The sequence below is a fragment of the Sphaerisporangium melleum genome (assembly GCF_014646695.1).
Lineage (GTDB): Bacteria > Actinomycetota > Actinomycetes > Streptosporangiales > Streptosporangiaceae > Sphaerisporangium > Sphaerisporangium melleum.
The window spans coordinates 13,344-34,458 of the sequence record NZ_BMNT01000032.1 but is presented as its reverse complement, the minus strand read 5'-3'; the positions used below and the strand labels follow the sequence as shown (position 1 = coordinate 34,458).

The window sequence follows — 21,115 nt, the reverse complement described above, 5'->3', positions numbered from 1 at the left end:
AACGTCCATCCCAACGACGCCGGGCACCGTGCGATCGCGGCCCGGCTGGCGCCGATCGTGGCCCAGTACCTCTCCCCGCCCGCCACCCCCACCCCGACGCCCTCCGCATCACCCACCCCCACCCCCTCCGCGTCCCCGACCCCCACGCCTTCGGCATCGCCCAGCCCCACGCCGAGCGGCCCGGCGACCGGCTGCGAAGTGCGCAGGGCGACATCCGGGTCACCAACACCGGCGGCGGCACCCTGAACCCGTGGACGCTGCGCTGGACGTTCACCGACGGGCAGCAGATCGGCCAAGGATGGAACGGCACGTTCTCCCAGGCCGGAGCGTCCGTCACCGTGACCGGCCCGGAGTGGGGCCCGGCGCTCGCCCCTGGCGCCTCCGCGACCGTGGGCTTCAGCGCGTCATGGAACGGCGCCAACAGCGCGCCGGCCTCCTTCACCCTCAACGGCGCCGGCTGCCGGGTCGCATGAGCCCGGCGGCACCGGCCGCCGCGCCACGAGCGGGTGCGGCGGCCATCGTGAGCGAGCGGATCGTCGTCACGTGGTCCGGCGGACCACCACGTCCGAGAAAGCGAGATTGCGCATGAGCACGTTCCGGCGAGGAGCCACCGCCCTGATCACCTCGGCCGTGGCCGCGCTGACCGGAGCGCTGACCTGGGTGGCGGGCGCGTCGTCCGCCGACGCCGCCACCGGGTGCGCCGTCACCTACCGGATCACCAACCAGTGGGGCGGCGCGTTCGGCGCGGACGTCACGATCACCAATCTGGGCGACCCGATCAGCGGCTGGACCCTCACCTGGTCCTTCACTGCGGGGCAGCAGGTCACCCAGGCGTGGAACGCGGCGGTCACGCAGGCGGGGGCCGCCGTCACCGCCCGAAACGAGGCCTACAACGGCGCCATCGCCAAGGACGCGTCGGTGAGCTTCGGGTTCAACGGTTCGTGGACCTCCGCCAACCCGGCGCCGGCGGGCTTCACGCTCAACGGTGTCGTCTGCACGGGCGGGGTCACCACCCCCACCCCTTCCCCGACCCCGAGCCCAAGCCCAAGCGCGACGCCGAGCCCCAGCCCGACGCCGAGCGTCACTCCGGCGCCGAGCCGGATCAGCGTCTGGCTGGCCGGCGACTCCACCGTCGCCAACAGCTCCGGCTCCCCCATCGTCGGCTGGGGCCGGGAACTCGGCCAGTACCTCACCACCAACGCCACCGTGGTCAACAACGCCGTCGGCGGCCGCAGCGTGCAGACCTGGCTGTACGAGTCGGCCGTCACCGACCGCATGAACGCGAACGGCGAGTGCGCGCTCAGCTCGACCGCCTACGCCGCCCGATGGCAGTCCATGCTCGACTCCGCCACCGGCATGAAGGCCGGCGACTACCTGTTCATCCAGTTCGGCATCAACGACGGCTCCACCACCTGCCCCCGCCACGTCGGCGCCGCCCGCTACCGCGAGCTGCTCACCACCATGGTCCGCGCCGCGCAACAGCGCGGCGCCAACCCCGTACTCCTGACCCCCTCGGCCGCGCTGACCTGCAGCGGAAGCACCGCCACCCCCAACCGCGGATACCTCACCGACACCTTCGCCGTCGGCACCGCCACCGGGGCTCCGGTCATCGACCTGCACAAGCTGAGTTACACGCTCTACAACAGCCTGCGCTTCTGCCCGTTCAACGGCGACTACACCTCCGGCCCGGTCGGCGCCTTCTTCGCCAACGACCACACCCATTTCGAAGCCGCGGGGGCCCGCCAGATCGCCGGCCTCGTCGCCACCGCGGTGCGCGACCAACGGCTCGGGCTGGCCGCCTACCTCCGCTAGCGCCGCCTCGGGGCGAACGCGCGATGAACGGCGCCGGCAGCGCGATCGCCCCGAACAGGCGCCGGACGGCCGGCACTCGGCGGTGCGTCCGCCTGCCGTGAACAGGTCTCAGGAGCGGCCGGGAGCCGGCCCCGGCCGGACGGCGATGCGATCACTGTTGATCACGTATGGGTCGCCAAGCAGGGCCGCGGCGTTCCGGTTGCCGGCCAGCGACAGGTGGGTGATCTCGGTGGCCGACAGGTAGTAGTCGTGCCAGGAGACCCAGTACGCGACGGCGGGATAGTCCTGCCGCAGCCGCGTGGCGTACCGCGTGGTGTCGAAGTCACCCGCCAGGACGTGCGCGCCGGACAGGCCCGCGCCGTACTCCGCCATCGCGATGACCTCCGGCAGCCGCAGGTGGTCGCGGTGGTTCGGGATGAGCAGGTCGTCGTCGTAGGAGGTGCCGGCGACGACGTCGACGTAGCCGTCCCCCGGGTAGGCCCACGCGGCCGGCCGGATGTTCAGCGCGGTCTGCTGGGCGGGGTCCGGAGGGTAGGCCGACGGGGAGTACACCCACAGCAGGTTGTCCAGATGCCGCACCTGGGTGAAGTAGCGGTACATGTCCTGCCACAGCCGGACGTAGATCGCCGCGTTGTCCTTCTGTAGGGTGGTGCCCCACCAGAACCAGAAGCCGTTCATCTCCTGCATCGGACGCCACAGCACCACGACGCCGGCGTCGCGCAGCCGGGTCAGCGCGTCGGCGACCCGGGTGAGCTTGCGCTGCCACACCCGCCCCGCGGGGCTGCCCGGATCCAGGATGTCGGCGAGCCGGACGCCGTCGAGCTGGCCGTTGTCGGTCCGGGTGTTGGTCCAGACGCCCGGGTTCGCCGCGATGTCCGACTCGTCGTTCAGCCAGGGGCTCTGCGGGGAGAAGTTGATGGTGACCAGACCACCCCGCCGGGCGTGGTCGATGAGCACCTGGTCGGCCACGGCGAGCTGCCGCGGGGTGAAGATCTTGTCATGCTCGTAGTCCACGCCCGCGACGCCCACGCGGTGCCCGGTCTGGTCGGCGAGCCCGCCGATCAGCCGTTGGTATCCGAGCAGCCCGGAGGTGTCGGCGGCCTCCGAACCGTGCCCGAGGTTCTGCCCCGAGATCACCCCGTCCACCCGTGCCGTGCCGCAGGTCAGCGAGTACAGGTACCGGTGGACGGCGACGGCCTTGGGGCTCGCCTGACGGTTGGCGGTCGTCGGCGGCCGGGCGCAGACGGCCGCCGCGGCCTGCGTACCGGTCGCTCCGCCGGCCTGCGCCGTCGCCATGGGCGACGCCAGGCATAACGCGGCGAGCGCGCACGCGGCCGCTGTGATTCTTCCGGGCTTCATGACTCGGCCTCACTCCGCTCAGGGCTCGCGGCACGGCGGTGCGGACCGGCCGTGGCCCGGTCCGGGTTCCCGGCTCTCTCCGATCGCGACGCGACGCTAACCACCGGCCGTGACCGGTGTCAACGCGACCGTGCTCTCGCCGCCACCGCCGTCCGCCGGCCCGGCCCGGTGGCGCACTCGCCTTCCGCGCGCGGCTCCGGTCAGGGCACCGCCGTCATCAGCCGGTGTGCCGGACGGCGCGGGTCCGCCGTCGACGGGCCGGTGCGGCACGGCGAGGCGGCGGCCCGCTGTAAGTTTCGCCGGCGGCCCCCTGGAGCGGAGGAGTCTTTTCGCCGGCCCGGCCGGGTCCGCCCTCGGTCCCTGCGCAGAGGTGGCCGAGGGCGGACCGCGAGGCTAGGAGAGGGGGTTCTGGCCGAGCAGGTGCGCCTTGTAGCCCTCGCCGTAGGTGCTGGTGGGGGTGCCGTTGTAGTCCGTGATGAGCACGTTGCCCGAGCCGCAGCCCCACGGGTTCCACGTCCAGGCCGTGTATCCGACGCCGTGCGCGTCGGCCCACGCCATCACCTGGTCGATGTAGTCGTGGGCGCAGGAGTCCTGGCCGATCTCACCGGCGTGCACGGGCACCTGCGCGGCGACCGCGCCGACCTGGCTGTTCCAGCATGAGGTGGTGGAGCAGGCGTTGAAGTTGTAGGTGTGCCAGGCGGCCATCAGGTTGCCGGCGGGGTCGTTCGGCTTGTAGGTCAGCCACTGGCTCAGGTCGTTGGACCAGGTCAGGCCGCCCAGCATGATCACGTTCGTCGCGCCGGTGGCCCGCACGGCGTTGACCAGTGACTGCATGCCGGCCACCTGGTAGCCGATGCCGGTGCAGGTGCCGCCGTCGCGCCAGCAGGTCCAGGCGAGGGTGGCGTTCCAGTTGGCCGACGCGTCCGGGTAGGGCTCGTTGAACAGGTCGAACACGACGGCGTTGTCACCCTTGAAGGCGTTGGCCACCTGCGTCCAGAACGTCGGCGCGTACTGGGCGTCGGGCATCGGCTTCTGGCAGGTCGCCGCGACGTCGGAACAGGCGCTGGCCTGACCGGTGTACTGGCCGCGGCTCCAGTGCATCTCCACGATCGGCGTGATGCCGTTCGCCACCAGCAGTTTCGCGTAGTCCTTGACCGCCTGCTGGTAGGTGGCGCCGCTGGGCGTGCCGTTGAGGCCGAGCCAGCACTCCTCGTTCAGCGGGATGCGGACCGCGTGGATGTTCCACGCCTTCATCGCGTTGACCGAGGCCTGGTCCACCGGGCCGCTGTCCCACATGCCCTTGCCCTGCACACAGGCGAACTCGCCGCTGGCCCGGTTGACGCCCAGCAGACGGTAGGTCCGGCCGGCGGAGGTCACCAGCTTGTTGCCCGACACGCGCAGGGCGGGAGCCGCTCCTCCGGGCGACGGGCTGGGCGACGGCGACGGGCTCGGGGACGGCGAGGGGCTGGGGCTGGGTGAGGGCGATGGGCTGGGGGACGGCGACGGCGACGGGCTTGGGCTCGGGGAGGCGCCGTTACAGGTGACGCCGTTGACCTTGAACGAGGTGGGGGCCGCGTTGCTCCCGGTCCAGGTGCCGATGAAGCCGGCCGACACCGAGCCGTTGGCGGCCACGTTGGCGTTCCAGCTCAGGCTCTTGGCCGTGACGGTCGCGCCGGACTGCGACCAGTCCGCACTCCAGCCGTTGGTGACGGTCTGACCGGCCGCGGGGAAGTCGAACTGCAGCGTCCAGCCGGTCAGCGGATCACCGAGATTGGTGATCGTCACATCGCCCTGGAAGCCTCCCGCCCACTGGCCGGCGACCTTGTACTGCACCGAGCACCCGCTCGCCGCCGCGGCCGGGAGCGCCACAGCGGACACACCGGCCACGGCCAGTACCGCCGCGACGGCCGCCGCGAGTTTGGTACGAAGTTGCATCGAAGACTCCTTGCTGGTGCCAGACGGCCGTCGATGGGAGCGCGCTGTGGCTGAACGGTGTGTTACTTAAGGGTTTAAGTCAAGCGCGGCCGGCACCGGGCCGCCCCGGCCCACCAGGGACGCTCCGCGAGCAAACGGTCACCCATCGCCACAGTCCGATATGGCGCGCACGCCACGACAGCGGCACACGGGCTCCGCCACCACGGAGGCCATCTCCGGAGATCGCCGCGCGTTCGCGGGCGACGAGAAAGTTTCAGCCCGCCTCCTGCGTACGGCCACTCGCGCCGGGCGGTCGTCCCGTCCCTCGGCTCCGTCTTCGGCGCGAATGCCGATCGTGATCACTTAACCGCTTAAGGCAATCACGTGACCGGTGATGGGGTGGGCGCGAGGACGGCGTCGAGGCGGCCCGCCGTCATCCGGTCAGACAGGCGGTGCGGTGGTGCTCGATCGGACGACCAGGCCGGCCGTGCCGACCTGCCGCGAGCCGGGGGAACGGCCGTCGATCTCCTCCAGCAGCACTCGTGCGGTGTGCACGCCATAGGCCTGGATGTCCCAGGCCAGCGCCGTGAGGGCAGGGCGTACCATCACGCACAGCTGCGAGTCGTCGCCGGCCACGATCGACAGCTCGTCCGGTACGGAGACGCCCATCTCCTGCGCCACGTTGAGCGCGGCGGTGGCCATCACGTCGTTGTCGAACATGATCGCGGTGGGGCGGTCGCGCCGGGACAGCAGGGCCCGCGTGGCCCGCATGCCCTCCTCCCAGGTGTAGTCGGTCTGCACGACCCGCGGCTCGCCGAGTCCGTGGCCGAGCACGGCCTCGCGGAACGCCGCGACGCGCACCCGGGTGTGCTCCAGTGCGGGCAGGCCCGCGACACGGGCGATGCGGCGGTGCCCGAGCGCCACGAGATAGTCGACCGCCGAGACCACGGCCGCCGCGTCGTCGGTCCACACCGCGGGCAGGCCGGTGCCCGGCCGCGGACGGCCGACCAGCACGGCGGGGATCTTGAGCTCCTCCAGCACCGGGATCCGCGCGTCCTGCGTCCACAGGTCGGTGACCACCATGCCGTCGACGCGCCGTTCGGCCCAGCACAGCCGCATCGCCTCGATCGCGGCGCGGTGGTCCTCGACGACCTGGAGGAGCAGCCCGGTGCGCCGCCCGGACAGTTCGCGTTCCAGCCCGGCGATGAACCGCATGAAGAACGGCTCGACACCGAGCGTGTCCGCCGGGCGGGCGATGATCAGGCCGACGCTGTGCGCCCGGGACCCGGACAGCGACCTGGCCGCCACGCTCGGCCGCCAGCCGATCTCGTCGGCGATGTCGAGGATGAGCCGGCGGGTCTCCGCGGAGACCCCCGGCCGCCCGTTGAGCGCGTAGGACACGGCGCCGATCGACACCCCGGCCCGCGCCGCGATCTCGGCGATGGTCGGCCGCTTCACCGCACCCCTCCCGTTCCCGAGCATCCGCCGCTCATTCTCCCGGACGGCCCGCCCGCGCGCCGCCGGAGCCGATCCGCGGCGCCTGGTCGTCCCTCTGGTGAACCTATGGTGATGTGGCGCCGCGGGAAAGAACGCCGTCTGGGCCGGTCGATGACGACGCCCCGCACGGATGATCTGCCGTGCACGCCACACGTCCCGCGATGCTCGGTGGGGGCGCCTTCTCGAGATCGCTGCGGCGAAACCCATGGCGGGCGCGGGCGCTCTCACCTGCCTCGTTACCATCGTCGGCGTGACAGCCCTCGATACGGTCCTCGCCGCGCACCGTGCGTACCTGCTCGGGTGGGACATCGGCTCGCCTGTGAGTCCCGGCCTGCCGACCTACCGCAGCAAGGTCCCGCACGCGCCCCTCAACGGCGTGCTCCGCGTGCGCGGACCGGCTCCGCGGGACGCGCTCGCCGAGGCCCGCCTGCGTCTGGCCGATGTGCCACGGATCTGGTGGGCCGGCCCGGACAGCGACGCCGGCACCGCGGACGCTCTGCTCTCCCTGGGCGCCGCCCAGGTCGCGCACATGCCGATCATGACCGTGGCGATCGACCGGGCGGCTCCCGCGCCCGTCCCCGCCGGACTGCGCATCACGGAGACCACCGATCTGCCGGAGTTCGTCACGGCCTACGCCCGCGTCTCCGGGATCCGCCCGGACGGCATACCCGCCACCATCGAGCGGGAGAAGGCGTTCTCCGGAGACGGCACGGTCGTCAGGCTGGCCGGTCGCCTCGATGACGGCCGGATCGCGGGCACCGCCGTCGCCTGGCTGAGCCACGACCTGCTCGTGCTGTACTTCATGGGCACCCAGCCCGAGCATCGCCGACGTGGCATCGGCGCGGCCATGACCCGGGCGGCGCTCGATCTGGCCCGCGAACGGGGCGTACGCACCGCCGCCCTCGTCGCGAGCGCCGCCGGCGAACCGCTCTATCACCGCATCGGCTTCCGCACCGCGGGCGCCTTCCGCCTGCTGTCCTTCTGACCTACCCGGACGACGCCGCCGATCCCGCCGGGCCGTGCCCCGGGAGATAACCGGTCAGCGGACGGTCGACAGCGCGATGCCCATTCCGTCGCGCAGGGCGGTGCCGCCGTCGGTGAAGACGCGCCGCGGCGGTGTGTCGCCGTCGGCCAGCCGGTCGAAGGCCAGGATGCTGCCAGGGCTGTTGAACGCGGCCGCCTTGGTGAGGACGTAGATGGTGCCGTCGACCTGGCTGCCGGCGATGCCGGTGATCACCTTTCCGGCCAGGCCGGTCGACGGGCCGGAGATCACCCGCACCGGGGCGGCGTCCCCGCTCGCGGTGCCGGCGTACACGTTGATGTGGGTCTGCTGCCCCTGGCTGACGGCGACGTAGAGCCGGCCGGTGAAGGCGGAGTAGGCGACCGCGACCTGGTCGCAGGTGCTGGAGCAGGTGCCGAGGCCGGTGTGCGGCCCGGCGATGACCCGTACCGGCGTGGCGCCGCCCGATGGGCCGCCGTTGAAGAACTCCACCGCGTTGCCGATCGAGCGCACCACCGCGGCGATCACATGTCCGGAGGTGTCGGTGGTCAGGACGCCCGGCCACGGGTGGAACGACTCGTCGGTCGGGATCTGGCGTACCGCGGGCACCGTGTAGAGGTTCGCGGCCACGCCGCTCGCCCCCGGCGCGGCCACCGCGATCATCGCCTCGGCCTGGCCGGTCGCCACGTACGCGTACCCCGCGCTGTCGATCGCCACCGCCCGGGAGTCCGGTCCGGCGACGCGGAAGATCCGGCTCGGCGTCGTGGCGCCCGGGGGGTAGACGAAGGTGGTCGCGTTCGACAGGAAGCTCTGCGCGTAGGCGTTCCCGCGGGTGTCGAAGGCGATCCCCCACGGCCCCCAGTAGGTGTTCGGGGCGCCCGGGGCGGCCAGTTGCCGCACCGGCGGCACGGAACCCGTGCTACCGGCCAGGTAGGCCGTCACCGGACCTTGGGTGTTGGCCACGTAGACCAGTTCAGGGCCGCCGGTGGGGACCGGCGTCGGACTGGCGTAGACCCCGGCGGCCGTGGCCCCGGCGGAGGGGAGGCCGGCCGGCCACCCCGTGACCACTACGATCGCGAGCGCGGCCAGGACACCGGCCACACCCCACCGTCCCCACACGACATGGCGCATGCGCACAACGTCCCACCGCGCCGTGCGGAAGGCAACGGCCTGGCCCATGAGGGACTCCCCCGCCGTGCGGTGCCGCCCTTTCGCGCCCACGATCCGTAATCGGCGGCGGTAGCGGCTTGATCATCAGCCCGGTCACGCTCGCCACCGGCTCCCGGTGGATGAACTTTTCATCCCCTGGCGGGCCTCGGCGCCCGTGCCGCGTACATCGGCGGCGGCCGCCGGCGACCGTGATCATCGGGTGCCGCATTCTGGAATAAGACACCGGCCGGCCCGGGTGGGACGATGAGCCCCGGGTACCTCGCCGGGCCAGCCTGAGCCTGAGCCGGGCCGCGGCAGTGGTCGCCGACATCCACAGAACGCCGACGACAGGATGTGACGCCGTGAGCATCACCCTATGGTTCGACCCCATCTGCCCTTTCACCTGGCGCACCTCACGCTTGGTCCGGGACGTCGCCACCCGCCGTGGCGAGTCGGTCACCTGGCGGTTCATGAGCCTGGCCATCCTCAACGAGGGCAAGGACATCCCCGAGAGGCTGCACAAGGCGCACCAGAAGTCGCGCGCCGCGCTGCGCGTGCTCGCGGCGGCCGAGGAGCGGTTCGGCCAGCCGGCCGTCGACCGGCTGTACACCGCCCTCGGGCACCGGGTGCACGTCCTGGACGAGGACCTCACGCCGGACACGCTCGCCGTCGCGCTGGACGAGGCCGGGCTGCCGTCGGACCTGCTGCTCGCCGCGGAGGACGCCGCGTTCGACGTGCCGGTCGGCGAGAGCCACCGTCTCGGGCAGTCCCGGGTGGGCACCGAGAGCGGCAGCCCGGTGACCGCGATCGACGACGGGCCCGGCTTCTTCGGCCCGGTGGTCGCGAGCGTTCCCCCTGCCGACGAGGCCGACCGGCTCATCGAGGCCATGCGGCTGCTTTCCACGGTGCCGGTGTTCAGCGAGGTCAAGCGCGAGCGCGCCCCGCTGAGCTAGGTCCGGCGCCGCACCGGACACAAGGAACGACAGCTCGCACGAGTCGACGGACGCCGCAGGGGCGGAGGGATCATCCCTCCGCCCCTGCGGCGTCCGTCCGGTCACCCGGCTTCCGGTGTCTCCTGGTCCGGAGCCGGAGTTCCCTTCCTGGTCTCCGGCCTTCCCGAGCCGTGTCGCGGCTCCTCAGGCCGCCTGCGGCGCGCCCTCCGCGGCCTCGGCGTCGCGCTCGGACTCCTGGAACCGGGTGATGGCGCTGGGGATGGCCTTGGCGAAGACGAGCCAGCCGGCGGCCAGCGCGATGATGCAGAAGAACATCGCGGTGCGCAGGCCGAGCCAGTCGCCCGCCACTCCGCCGACGATGCCGCCGATGCCGATCGCGCCGAAGGCGAGGAACCGGTAGGTCGCCGAGACCCGGGCCAGCATGCTGCTGGGGGTGGCGCGCTGGCGCAGCGAGATGCCGTAGATGTTGAACACCGTCATGCCGACGCCGTAGATGATGAAGGACAGCGTGGTGAGGCCGATCAGCATGGCCTGCGAGCCGGCGGCGAAGGGGATGATGACCGGGGCGATGGACGCCACGCCCATGCCGAGGATCAGCACACGGGTCACGCCCAGCTTGTCACCGATGAGCCGGGCGACGGCCGACCCCGCCAGCACGCCGATCGCGCCGAGGGACATCGTGAGGCCGACGAGCTGGGGCGAGAAGCCGAGGACCCGGATGCCGTACAGCAGGTAGAGGGTGAGCACCGACTGCTCGAAGAGGTTGAACCACGCGCCCTGGAGGGTCAGCACCCGCAGCAGGGGGGTCTTGGCGGTGAACTTCATGCCCTCGGCGATCCGCTTCAGCATGCCCTCGCCGCCGCTCGCCGCCGCCGGGACGCGCTTCTCACGGGCCCGGATGGCCAGCACGCCGATCGCGGCGAGGACGTAGGCGATGACGGCGGAGACCATGGCGGTGGAGCCGCCGAGCGCGCCGATCAGCAGGCCGCCGAGGCCGGGGGCGCCCACCATGGCCAGGGAGAACGCCACCTCCAGCCGGCTGTTGGCCTGCACGAGCTGGTCCCCGCGTACGAGGTTCGGGATGTACGCCTGGTAGGCGACGTCGGAGAAGGCGATCAGCGACCCCATGCCGAAGGCCACGAAGAACAGGACGTAGATGTGGACGATGCCGAGCGAGGTGGCCAGGGGCAGAGCGGCGGCGAGTATCGCGTTGCCGACGTAGGCGGCGATCAGGGCGGGCCTGCGCTGGCGCCTGTCCAGCCAGGCGCCGGCGAAGAGGGTGATGACGAACACCGGGAAGAACTGCGCGGCGTTCAGCAGGCCGACCTGGGTCGGGGTGGCGGCGAAGGTGATGACCGCCATGAGCGGCAGAATGACCGCGAGGCTTTTCGACGCGAACTGCGCGACGATCTGGGAGAGCAGGAATTTCGTGAAATCCTGGTTGATGAGAAGCCTGGCCGCCCGGCTTTCCCTTGGCGGAGCCATTGAATTGTCGTTGCTTACCGGTACCGGGAGCGTGGAGACGGTCATCGTTAATTCCTTCAAAATCGTGGCGGCCGAGCTTTTGGCTTCTCATCGGCGCTGGAGTTTTCGCTGTCAGGAACAACTCTGCGCTCTCCACGATCCGCGGAACAGATGAATCGACTGCAGCAAACTGCACGCCCTTGGCAGCTTCCTGCCATCGGGGCCGGGCACGCCACGGCGGCCCGCACGCGCGGCGCCGCGGGCATGCCCTGGACGCGAAGAAGTCCCATGGCCACCCGGCCATGGGACTTCTTCACCTCACGCGGTTCCCCGCGTCGTCAGCGCCGCTCAGGGCGCACGGCGGCTCTCAGCAGAACGGATCCCACAGGTCGCGCACCAGTGCCTTGGCGACCGCTGGAGACGACTCGCTCCAGCGGGCCACGGTGGCCGCGTTGTACGCGCGCACGTCGTCGTCGCGGCCTTCGAGCACGCTGTCACGCGACAGGTCCAGCATCCACATCGGGCGCAGCTCCGCGCCGCGCAGCACCTTGGCCTCCGCGGCCTCGATGCCGGCGTGCAGCCAGCGCTTGCCGTTCTCACCCGCGACGACCACCGGCTCGTAGTACACGAGGTTGAAGTACTCCGCGGCCCCGGCGAGCCGGTCGTAGTCGAACCCCGCCGCGCGCAGGTACACCGTGTCGCCCCACATGTAGTAGAGGCAGTACCCGACGGGGTCCTCCCCCGGGCGTCGCAGCAGCAGCACGCGGGCTTCCGCGCCGAGCGCGTCGGCCTGGATGCGGATGGACTCCGCGAGGTCCTCGACGTCGGCATCGTGCCCGTACCTGCGCTCGGTGCACGCCAGCAGGCCGGCGGCCTGCAGATAGCACTCGCCGAGCGTGGTGTGGACGACCTCGTACCCGGCCCGCAGGAAGGCCCTGCGGTCCCTGCGGATCATCCCGGCCCGCCGGCTGGAGGGCAGCGAGCTCAAGTACTCCTCCCAGCCGCCGCCGGCGGGCAGCGGGATCCAGGCGTCCGGCTGGAGCGCCACCGGCATGGTCCGCACTCCGGCGGCGCGCAACGCGACGACGTCCTGGGTGGACAGGAACATCGCGATCGTGGGAACCCTGTCCCGCCCATCGCCGGGCGGGAGGAGTCCTTCGGCGCCCGTGGCGGACAGTTCGCCGGCCAGGTCCTCCAGGCCGCCGAGGAGTTCCTTGGCGGCCTGCTCGCGCGAGATGCCGGGCGAGGCGAGGAGGCTCGTCTGGTATCCCCGGTGCGCGCCGACGAGCAGCCCGCTCGGGCCGGGCGAGGGCAGCCCGGCCTCCCCGAGGATGCGGTCCCACTGGTAGAAGGGGTTGCCGATCGAGCGCACGGCCGTCACCGGCACGCCGACCGTTCCGGCGCCCGGCACCGCGAGGTGCAGACCGCCGGTGGTGATGCCTCTGTCCCCCGCGCAGAAGCGCAGCCAGTTGACCGACGAGTAGAAGCGGTTCGCGGCGAGCTCGTCCCAGCGGGCGGGGTCCATGCCGCCCGTCACGCCGGCGAAGGCCGGCAGCTGGACGTCGACCTGGACGCCGCTCACGAACGGCTCCCGGCGTCGGCGAGCACCCGGTCCGCCTTCCCCTCGTCTGCGGCGGCCCCGTCGCTCGCGGCCGCCGGGTCCGTCACGCTGATGGTCACCGTGGCGGTGTACTTCTCGGCGAGGCCGTCCGCGGGCGCGTCCAGGGGGGCGTCGAAGATGACCGAGACCGCGCGTGCCTCGGAGTCGGTCTGCGGGCCGAGCGTGGCCCCCGGCCGCTGGGTGACCAGGACGGCGTGCTCGCGCGGGGGCGCGTCGGCGTCCACCGGCTCGAACACCGGCCAGTTGTTGTCGACCGACACCCACGACGCCGGGGCTCCGGTGCTCGTCACGTCGACCAGGCTGCCGTAGGGGTGCTCCAGGTAGACCTGGTACGCCCGGCGGCGGGGGGCGGGGTAGGAGGTGGGCACACCCAGGGCCAGATCGATCATGACGGGCTCCAGCGGCTGCCCGGTGGCGAGGTGCCACAGGAAGGTGATGCCGTCCCCCGGCAGGCGGGTGGCCACCTCCATCAGCACCGCGCGCCCCTCGGAGAGCCGGAACTCGGCGTGGGTGATGCCGTCGCCGAAGCCGATGCGGCGCAGCACCTCGGCGTTGGCGTCGAGCAGGGCCTTGACGTCCTCCTCCGGCAGCCGGGCCGGCGAGGTGTGGCCCATCTCGGTGAAGAAGATGCCGGTGGACTCGTTGGTGGCCTTGCCGGTGACGCCCGCCCAGATGACCTCGCTGTTCTGGGTGAGCGCCTCGACGGAGAACTCCGGCCCGACCACACGGCTCTCGACGAGCACGGTCTCGTCCTCGGGGTAGGTCGCGAGGATCGCGGGAAGCTCCTCGGCGGTCTTCACCTGGCGCACGCCGAGGCTGGAGAAGCGCCCGACCGGCTTGACGACGACGGGGAAGGAGATGTCGTCGGTGGAGAAGTCCGCGCGGCTCTCGGGGGTGACCACGCGGAAGTCCGGCGACAGGTGCGGCACGGCGGTGCGCTGCAGCAGCTTGTTGCGGCTGGTGCGGCTGGCGCCCGCCCCCGCGCCCGGCAGGTTGAGGCAGGCGCCGACCATGCCCACGGGCTCCACGAAGAAGTCCCCGATGCACAGCACGCCGCGCACGTCGTAGCGCCGCAGGAGCGGCTGGATGGCGGGCACCACCAGGTCGACCTTCGGCTCGGCGACGTTGACCACGTCCGCGAGGAGCGACAGCGGGTGCGCGCTGTCGGCGCGGCAGGCCGCGAGCTCTTCGGGGTCGGTGTCGGGCGTGACGACCAGCAGCGGGGCGTACCCCCGGCGGTGCGCCTCGGTGATGAGCCGGAGCTGCCTGGCGACGATCACCATGTCGCCCATGAACAGGATGGCCGGCGGGCGGGACGAACTCGAATCAATGGTCATGATGTCATTCCCTGAACAGGTGTCAGCCGGTGGTGGATAGCGCTCAGGGCGAGGAACGTGCCGGGGGGTGTCCAGCGCCGCAGGCGCGGGCGACGGCCGCCGGAACGCGGACCGGCGCGCCGGCCGGAGAATCCCGTGACGACGGAACCGAGATCAGCACCGGTGATCGGGAAGGCGGGCGCGCACGCCGCGATGGCGCGAGGCCGTGGTTCGCCGGCCCCCCGCCTCACGGAGACGAACACGCGAACGGCATGGCCGGCCTCGGCGAATGGCATGACCGAAGGAGCCTCGCGCAATCCGACGCCATCGGTCACGCTTGCGAGCATCAAACCATCTCCTCTGCCCTATGCCCAGTCAATACGTCCCCGTCATGGCTGTCTTCTTCGATCGTGCTCTGCTCGCCGTGCCCGGCGCCGGTGACACGCGCGCTTTCCGGAACCGCGGGGAGGCGGGCCGGCGTTAGGCTTTCCTGCGAGCAGGGGCCGCGAGCGGCGTCCTCCCGGTGGTGGCCCCGCACGACCCTCGGGAGACGATGATGAGCAGCGCAATCCTGAACGAGGCCTACGAGCGGTTCCAGGGCACCGGCCCTGAATGGGGCGAGAGCAGGCTCACCAACCACGGGCCGATGGCCGTCGAGGTGCTGGTCCGGCGCGGCCACGAGGACGAGGTGCACCGCTGGGTCGACGCCTACACCCGCCGCCTGGACGACCTGCCGTCCACCCGGAGGCCGATCGGCGACGCGAACTGGCAGGACGCGCTGGGCGACGGCGAGCGCGTGGGCGACTGGGCCGAGTACTTCACCCACCAGGTCGCCGAGCGGCCGTGGCGCGAGGTGCTGGCGTCCTGGTGGCCCCGGCTGCTCCCCGGCATCCTGGCGGGCACCACCCACGCGGTCATCAGGGTCGGCCACGCCGTGCGCACCCTGCTGGCCGACGAGCGGAACGCCCCCGCGGCGGCGGAGCTGGCCCAGGGCCTGGCCTTCTGGGCGGCGCGCTCGCTGCGCATGCCGGTGACCGCGGAGCCCGGAGGCGACCTGGACCCCCGCGAGGCGATGGCCGGCGTCCCGCGGGTCCCCTCCCAGGACGGGCCGGTCGGTGCCCGCCTCGGCCAGCTTCCCGGCCTGCCCGGCTGGCAGGGGTCGGTCGCCGCGCTGCGGCCCGCGCTCACCCCGGACGAGGTGCCGGAGCGGCTGCGGGCCCTGGTGGACGCCGCGACGTTCCGTTATCTCACCCACGGGCACGCCAGCCCGGTGATCCTCGTGCACACCGCGACCGCGCCGAACGCCGTGCTGCACACGCTGCCTGCCCTGCCCCGCGAGCTGTGGGTGCCGAGCCTGTCGGCGGTCTGGGCGGCCTGTGCCGGCGTGCAGGCGGCGTTCGAGCCGGTGCGAGGCGTGCCGCGCGACGGCCTGCCGGTCGCGCCCGAGGGCCCCGACGCCCTGCACGACGTGATGGCCGCGGCCGTCGCCCACGGCGACGAGCACGTGATCAAGTTCACCGACACCGCGGCCGAGGTCTTCACCCGCACCGGGGACCCGGACGCGCTGGCCGCGGCGATCCGCGTCCGGCTGCTGCTCAGCCGCTGACCGGCCGCGCTCCCCCACCCCTTTCGCGCCGGTCTCCCCAAGCGAACGCCTGATCGGGCGCGGCTTTCCCGCGGCCGTGTCCGACCGCCCTCGCCGGGCCTTTTCACAAAAGGCTTGCCGGCGAGGGCTTTCATGTTTCTGAACGCCTTCGCGTCCCTTTTCCCGCGCCGGCTGGCAGGAAGCTGTCGGCGCCCGGCAACTTGCTGACTTTCGCATCCATGGTCCGGCGGCCTTTCGGCCAGCAATGTTGTGAGTGGCACCGATTCGCGATCCCGGTGATCCGGGGCCGCGCGCCACCATTGACCATTCCTCCTTCCTCAGAACCGGATGCACACATGAGAAAGTCGCAGAACGATCCGTTCGTCGTCGTTATCGTGGGTGCGGGGCCCCGGGGCACGGGAGTGCTGGAGCGCCTCCTCGCCAACGCCGCCGAGCTGTCGCCGTCCCGCCCGCTGAGCATCGAGCTCGTCGACCCCTACCCACCGGGGGCCGGCCGAGTATGGCGCGAGCAGCAGTCGCCGCTGATGTGGATGAACGCCACGGCCGAGAACGTCACCATGTTCCCCGACGAGACGGTGACCATCGAGGGGCCGATCCGCCCGGGGCCGTCCTTGAGCGAGTGGGCCGCCACCGAGGGCTCCTGCCCCGACGTCAGCTGCACGACGTTCGCCACCCGCCAGGTGCAGAGCCGCTACCTGCGCTGGGTCTTCGACAAGATCATCGCCGAGGCGCCGGCGAACGTCTCCGTGCGCGTGCACGCCACCCGGGCCACGCAGATCGAAGGCGGCACCCGCACCCGCCAGCGCGTGTGGCTGGAGGACCGGGACGAGCCGTTGACCGCGGACATGGTGGTGCTCGCGATGGGCCACCTGGACGCCGTTCCCGGCAAGGACCACCAGCTCCTCGCCGACTTCGCCGACCGCCACGACCTGCGCTACCTGCCGTGCGCCTACTCGGCCGACGCCGATCTGTCGATGTTCGAGGCCGGCGAGGACGTGCTGATGCGCGGCATGGGCGCGGCGTTCATCGACCTGATGGTGCTGCTGACCGAGGGGCGCGGCGGCCGATACGAGGAGCAGGAGGACGGCCGGCTGCGCTATGTCCCCTCGGGCAGGGAGCCGCGGCTGCACGTCGGTTCGCGCCGGGGGGTGCCGTACCGCTCGAAGATCTCCTACCGGCTGATGGGCGACCCCGCGCCGTTGCCGCGTTTCTTCTCGGCGCCCGAGGTCGACGCCCGGCTCGCCGGACGCGACCGCGTCGACTTCTGGGCCGACCTGTGGCCGCTCATGGCCAAGGAGATCGCCTACGGCTACTACCACGAGCTGTTCACGGCCCACCCCGGCAGGGTCACGACCCGATGGGAGGAGTTCGCCGCCGCCTACGCCGGCCTCGACTGGGACGGCGAGCCGATGCGCGCCCTGATCGAGGCGTCGGTCCCCGCGGAAGAGGACCGCCTGGACTTCGCCGCGCTCGACAGGCCGCTGCGCGGGCTCGACTTCCCCGGATCCGACGAGCTGCAGCGGCACGTGCGCGACCACATCAGAGCCGACATCGACCGGCGCTCGGACCGCCGCTACAGCGCCGACCTCGGCGCGTTCCTCGCCCTGCTATCGGTGTACGGCCAGATGCCGCTGTTGACGTGCCTCGCCAAGCTGCCCGCCCGCTCGCGCGTCGCCGACGTCAACGGCTGGTGGCAGAGCTTCTTCGAGTACTTCGGCAGCGGCTCGCCCGGCGAGCGGACCCGCCAGCTCCTCGCGCTGGCGGAGGCCGGCGTCGTCCGGTTCGCCGGCGCGGACATGTGGGTCGAGATCGACGAGGAGAAGGGGGTCTACCGCGCCGGAGGCGCGGGCACGCCGGACACCGTCGAGGCGTCCGCCCTGATCGAGGCGCGGCTACCGGACGCCGACCTGCGCACGTGCGCCGAGCCGCTGCTGCGGTCGCTGTACCACCGCGGAGACGCGGCCGAGCAGGTGCTGGCCGACGACGACGGGTTCGTGCACCGCACCGGGCTGCTGCACGTCTCCCCCGAGGACTTCCGCGTCATCGCGAGGAACGGCACTCCGCATCCTCGCCGCTTCGCGCTCGGCCCCTTCACCAACGTCCGGCAGTTCGCCACGTTCGCCCGGCCCCGTACCAACGCGCTGTCCTTCCGGCAGAACGACCGGCTCGCCCGGGACGTGCTCGGCTTCCTGCTGGCGCAGGAGCACGCCACGCCCCGCGGAGAGGTCGCGGCACAGACGCGCGGGCTCGCGGCGTAGGCCGGCCTCCCTTCCGGGAGACCGGCCCGCGCCGGACCCGCTCGCCCCAGGCCGGCCCCGCGGGGCACCGGCCCGGCGGCGCGCCTAGGGCGCCGGAACTAGGACTCCAGGACGTGGCCGTCGGCGGGACGAAGGCCACGCGACCCGCGCAGGTTGACCGCGACGAACGTGCGCTGGAGCCAGCGGTCGTGGCCGTCGTAGCGCGGCCGGAAGGCGGTGCGCCCATGCACGGTGACCCGGTTGTCGACGATGGCGAGGTCCCCCGTGACCAGCCGCACGCTCTGCGCGTTCCGGTCGAACACCTCGCCGAGCTCGGCCAGCGCGGCCTTGGCCCGCTGCGTCAGCGGCGTGGTGGCGGCGAGGTCGACCCGCATGTCGGGATCGTCGGGGGCACCCGACAGCACACCGTGCGGGGCGGTGGCGTCACGGTTGGCGCCGAACGAGGGCGGAGCCTGGGTGACGAACTCCGGCAGGAACAGCGTCCGCCGCGTCTCGTGCGTCAGCCGGGGGAGGATCTCCCGCGAGCACACCGTACGCAGGCCCGCCACCCGGTCGTGGTCGGGCCGCAGGCACAGCAGCATGACGTAGTCGGGCCGGTGCTGGTGGAAGGCGTTCTCGTTGTGGAAGGACAGCATGACCGAGCCGGCGTTGCCCTGGAACTCCTCCTTGCCCGGCACGGGGACGACGTCCTGCACCAGCGCGCCGGACTTCTCCGCGCGGAAGGCGACCGGGTCGCCGAGCGCGCACGCGACGAGCATGAGCACCGCGGCCGCATCGCTCAGCGTCAGCTGCACGGAGCCGTCCACCGCGGGGGTCGCGGGCAGCAGGCTCTCGTCGACGGGCATGCCCCGTACGAGCAGCGACCCCGTCGGGCCCGAGTGCCGGCGGAACTCGCGCAACGCCCGGCGCAGCGTCAAGGGCAGCGTGTCGGAGGCTTCCCGGACCGCGGCCACGGTCGCCAGGTCGTTCACCAGGCGCTCACCGGACGCGCGTACCGCGAGCACCGCTCTGCGCATCGCGGCGGTGTCCGCACGGTCCAGCGCGACGCCGGCCGCCGGGGTCTGCGTGATCATCGATAGCACTGTGTCCACCATTCACTAAAGGTTCGCGTGGTTCAGCGCGCGTGCGCCGCGTCGTCGGAGGCGCCCAGCAGGGGCAGGGCGAAGGGAGCGATGTGCTCGGGACGGAGCCCGTCGTCGTCCAGGCGCAGGGAGAATCCGCCCGCCTCACTCGCGGCCCTCGCGAGGTCGATCAGGATCGGGGAGGCGCAGGCCATCAGGACGCGCACGTCGAGGAAGAGGTCGCCGAGCCCGGCCGGGTCGGCCGCGGTCTCGTGGACGAGCCGCGCCTGGCGGACCAGCCGGTCGAGCTGGCCGACGATCAGGTTGGCGGCCCGCGTGAGGCTGTAGCCGGACAGCTCGTAGCAGGCGCGGAACCGCTCGGCCACGGCCTCGGCGCGCCGCCGTCCCTCCTCGGACACCGGCAGGACCGTGCCCTCGGCGCCCGCGTCGGCGACCGCCTTGCCCAGCAGCCCGGCCAGCCGGTTCCACGGCCGCACCAGGCGGTCGCCGGTCACCTTGGCCAGCGCGTCACGGCTGAAGTTGGTCTGCTGGTGCTCGGGGCAGCTGATCGCGAGGTAGAAGCGCACCAGGTCCCGCGGCACCTCCTCCAGCAGGTCCTTGGTGTAGAGCACATGGCCGAGGCTGGTGGAGAACTTGGCGTTCTCCAGCTCGTAGAACTCGTTGGAGAGGAAGGTGTGCGGCAGCGCGTACCTGCCGTCGTGCGCCATCAGCGCGGCGATGTGGGTGAAGCCCCAGAAGTAGACGTTGTCGAACCCGATGAAGTACACGATCTCCGGGTCGTGCTCGGCGCGCCACAGCTCGTCGTCGTCGGCGTGCCGCTCGCCGAGCCGCTCGGCTGCGTACGCCGTGGTGTACATGACGGCCGGCATGCCCTCGGCCCAGGCGTTGATCCGCTGGCCGGGAGTCTCGGGGAACGGCGCGGGGATGCCCCAGCCGATGGGGTAGGTGATCGGGAAGTCGGGCAGCGGCCGGGCCAGCACCTCGCGCACCAGCTGCATCGTGTGCGGCCGCAGCCGCGGCTCGCGCTCGCGGTAGTAGGCGGTGAGCCGCTCGCGGTACTCCTCCATCGGCAGCACCAGGATGCGGGCCTCGCGGTGCGTCACCACGTCGTCGGGATCGACGGTGGAGCGCGGCTCGATCAGCTCGTCGAAGTTGTTCTGGTGGCCGCAGGTCTCGCACAGCCCGCCCCGGCTCTCCACCAGGCAGATCGGGCAGTAGCCGCAGACCAGGCCCTCGACGAGGTACTCGCCGCGGCGCTCGGAGTACGGCAGCCTGACCGTCTTCTCCCGGAACTTGCCCGCCTGGTGCAGGGTGGTGAGGAACTTCAGCACCGAGGCCCGGTAGCGGTCGTCGTACGGCGCGAAGCCGTCGAGGGAGACGCCCATGCCGGCGAGCGTGGCGCGTATCTCGTGCCAGGACCTGCCGCTGAGCTCCTCTGGCGTGAGCCCCTTGCGCCGGGCACTGGCCAGCACGTAGGTCTGGCTGTCGTCGGTGCCGCTGGAGAACACCACCGGGCGCCCGTTCGAGCGCAGGTAGCGCGCGTACACGTCGGCCGCCATGAACGGGCCCGCCAGGTGCCCGACGTGCAGGTCGCCGTTGGAGGTCGGCGGGGTGTCGATGATGATGGCCCGGCGGTGGGCGTCGCGCTCGTTCACCGGTCGGCTCCGTTCCGGACGGCCAGGGCCGCTTCGCCGTCGCGCGCGGCGATCTCCTCGATCTCGTGACGTTCGGTGAAGGTGTGGCTCATCGGGACGTCCCACCACACGGCGTACATCTCGAAGTCCTCGTCGCCTTCGTTGATGACCTGGTGTTCGGTGTGCGGAGGAAAGTGCACCAGGTCACCCGGCCGGAAGGGCCTGCGCTCCCCCTCGGAGGCCAGAACGGCCTCGCCGGAGACCGCGATGAAGATCTCGTACTCGTGGTGCGCGTGCGCGGTGGTCGCCGTGCCCGCCTTGACCAGGCACCACGCGCCCTCGAAGGGCGCGTTGAGCGCGGCCCACGGCATGAGGCGCTGGGAGTGGTTGTTGTCGGGACCCAGCCGGTCCCGGTCCAGCCTGCGAATGTCCATGATCGCGTCCTTCGGC

The 21,115-nt window shown here is 72.1% G+C and carries 18 protein-coding genes; 7 read left to right on the top strand and 11 right to left on the bottom strand.

What is annotated here, in order from left to right; translation table 11 throughout:
- The coding region (locus tag IEY93_RS26090; RefSeq protein WP_189165766.1) for a cellulose-binding domain-containing protein at nucleotides 1–473 on the top strand (473 nt) is incomplete at its 5' end.
- Between the two features lie 112 nt (nucleotides 474–585).
- Nucleotides 586–1,812, top strand: coding sequence for a cellulose binding domain-containing protein (locus IEY93_RS26085; protein WP_189165765.1), 1,227 nt, complete (start codon nucleotides 586–588; stop codon nucleotides 1,810–1,812).
- A gap of 108 nt (nucleotides 1,813–1,920) precedes the next feature.
- Here IEY93_RS26085 and IEY93_RS26080 read toward each other — a convergent pair whose 3' ends face one another.
- The 3 genes from IEY93_RS26080 to IEY93_RS26070 form a co-directional block, all read right to left on the bottom strand.
- Nucleotides 1,921–3,171 carry a glycosyl hydrolase gene (locus IEY93_RS26080; protein ID WP_189165764.1) on the bottom strand — a complete coding sequence of 417 codons (1,251 nt, stop codon included), beginning with the start codon at nucleotides 3,169–3,171 and terminating at the stop codon, nucleotides 1,921–1,923.
- Between the two features lie 393 nt (nucleotides 3,172–3,564).
- Nucleotides 3,565–5,106 (bottom strand): cellulase family glycosylhydrolase, encoded by a 1,542-nt coding sequence (locus tag IEY93_RS26075; protein WP_189165763.1) that lies wholly within the window; start codon nucleotides 5,104–5,106, stop codon nucleotides 3,565–3,567.
- Between the two features lie 420 nt (nucleotides 5,107–5,526).
- Complete coding sequence (locus tag IEY93_RS26070) at nucleotides 5,527–6,543, bottom strand: LacI family DNA-binding transcriptional regulator (RefSeq protein ID WP_203968872.1); 1,017 nt, start codon at nucleotides 6,541–6,543, stop codon at nucleotides 5,527–5,529.
- Between the two features lie 289 nt (nucleotides 6,544–6,832).
- Here IEY93_RS26070 and IEY93_RS26065 point away from each other — a divergent pair, with 289 nt between their 5' ends.
- Nucleotides 6,833–7,567, top strand: coding sequence for a GNAT family N-acetyltransferase (locus IEY93_RS26065; RefSeq protein ID WP_203968874.1), 735 nt, complete (start codon nucleotides 6,833–6,835; stop codon nucleotides 7,565–7,567).
- A 54-nt stretch (nucleotides 7,568–7,621) separates the two neighbouring features.
- On the opposite strand, the gene IEY93_RS26060 is transcribed toward IEY93_RS26065, so the two are convergent.
- Complete coding sequence (locus tag IEY93_RS26060) at nucleotides 7,622–8,761, bottom strand: hypothetical protein (RefSeq protein WP_189165760.1); 1,140 nt, start codon at nucleotides 8,759–8,761, stop codon at nucleotides 7,622–7,624.
- A 332-nt stretch (nucleotides 8,762–9,093) separates the two neighbouring features.
- Here IEY93_RS26060 and IEY93_RS26055 point away from each other — a divergent pair, with 332 nt between their 5' ends.
- The gene (locus IEY93_RS26055) at nucleotides 9,094–9,684 is read left to right on the top strand and encodes a DsbA family protein (RefSeq protein WP_189165759.1); all 591 of its coding nucleotides are present in this window, start codon (nucleotides 9,094–9,096) and stop codon (nucleotides 9,682–9,684) included.
- A 183-nt stretch (nucleotides 9,685–9,867) separates the two neighbouring features.
- Here the strand turns inward: IEY93_RS26055 and IEY93_RS26050 are convergent, their stop codons facing one another.
- A complete protein-coding gene (locus IEY93_RS26050) occupies nucleotides 9,868–11,046 on the bottom strand; it encodes an MFS transporter (protein WP_189165758.1) in 1,179 nt (392 codons plus the stop codon).
- Here IEY93_RS26050 and IEY93_RS26045 point away from each other — a divergent pair.
- Nucleotides 11,045–11,323, top strand: coding sequence for a hypothetical protein (locus tag IEY93_RS26045; RefSeq protein WP_189165757.1), 279 nt, complete (start codon nucleotides 11,045–11,047; stop codon nucleotides 11,321–11,323). The genes IEY93_RS26050 and IEY93_RS26045 overlap by 2 nt on opposite strands.
- Before the next feature lie 192 nt (nucleotides 11,324–11,515).
- Here the strand turns inward: IEY93_RS26045 and IEY93_RS26040 are convergent, their stop codons facing one another.
- The 3 genes from IEY93_RS26040 to IEY93_RS26030 are packed head-to-tail and all read right to left on the bottom strand — an operon-like array spanning nucleotide 11,516 to nucleotide 14,432.
- Nucleotides 11,516–12,730 carry a GNAT family N-acetyltransferase gene (locus IEY93_RS26040; protein ID WP_189165756.1) on the bottom strand — a complete coding sequence of 405 codons (1,215 nt, stop codon included), beginning with the start codon at nucleotides 12,728–12,730 and terminating at the stop codon, nucleotides 11,516–11,518.
- A complete protein-coding gene (locus IEY93_RS26035; RefSeq protein WP_189165755.1) occupies nucleotides 12,727–14,106 on the bottom strand; it encodes an ATP-grasp domain-containing protein in 1,380 nt (459 codons plus the stop codon). The genes IEY93_RS26040 and IEY93_RS26035 overlap by 4 nt, the downstream gene beginning before the upstream one ends.
- The gene (locus IEY93_RS26030; protein WP_189165754.1) at nucleotides 14,103–14,432 is read right to left on the bottom strand and encodes a hypothetical protein; all 330 of its coding nucleotides are present in this window, start codon (nucleotides 14,430–14,432) and stop codon (nucleotides 14,103–14,105) included. The genes IEY93_RS26035 and IEY93_RS26030 overlap by 4 nt, the downstream gene beginning before the upstream one ends.
- 209 nt (nucleotides 14,433–14,641) lie before the next feature.
- Here IEY93_RS26030 and IEY93_RS26025 point away from each other — a divergent pair, with 209 nt between their 5' ends.
- The gene (locus IEY93_RS26025; RefSeq protein ID WP_203968882.1) at nucleotides 14,642–15,691 is read left to right on the top strand and encodes a questin oxidase family protein; all 1,050 of its coding nucleotides are present in this window, start codon (nucleotides 14,642–14,644) and stop codon (nucleotides 15,689–15,691) included.
- A 335-nt stretch (nucleotides 15,692–16,026) separates the two neighbouring features.
- Nucleotides 16,027–17,949, top strand: a complete 1,923-nt coding sequence (locus IEY93_RS26020; protein ID WP_189165752.1) for an FAD/NAD(P)-binding protein — start codon at nucleotides 16,027–16,029, stop codon at nucleotides 17,947–17,949.
- Nucleotides 17,950–18,047: 98 nt separating this feature from the next.
- Here IEY93_RS26020 and IEY93_RS26015 read toward each other — a convergent pair whose 3' ends face one another.
- The 3 genes from IEY93_RS26015 to IEY93_RS26005 are packed head-to-tail and all read right to left on the bottom strand — an operon-like array spanning nucleotide 18,048 to nucleotide 21,099.
- A complete protein-coding gene (locus tag IEY93_RS26015; RefSeq protein ID WP_203968892.1) occupies nucleotides 18,048–19,022 on the bottom strand; it encodes a TauD/TfdA family dioxygenase in 975 nt (324 codons plus the stop codon).
- Nucleotides 19,023–19,063: 41 nt separating this feature from the next.
- Nucleotides 19,064–20,686 carry a class I tRNA ligase family protein gene (locus IEY93_RS26010; protein ID WP_203968894.1) on the bottom strand — a complete coding sequence of 541 codons (1,623 nt, stop codon included), beginning with the start codon at nucleotides 20,684–20,686 and terminating at the stop codon, nucleotides 19,064–19,066.
- Nucleotides 20,683–21,099 carry a cupin domain-containing protein gene (locus tag IEY93_RS26005; RefSeq protein WP_189165750.1) on the bottom strand — a complete coding sequence of 139 codons (417 nt, stop codon included), beginning with the start codon at nucleotides 21,097–21,099 and terminating at the stop codon, nucleotides 20,683–20,685. Before IEY93_RS26005 ends, IEY93_RS26010 begins: the two co-directional genes overlap by 4 nt.
- Nucleotides 21,100–21,115 lie beyond the last annotated feature (16 nt).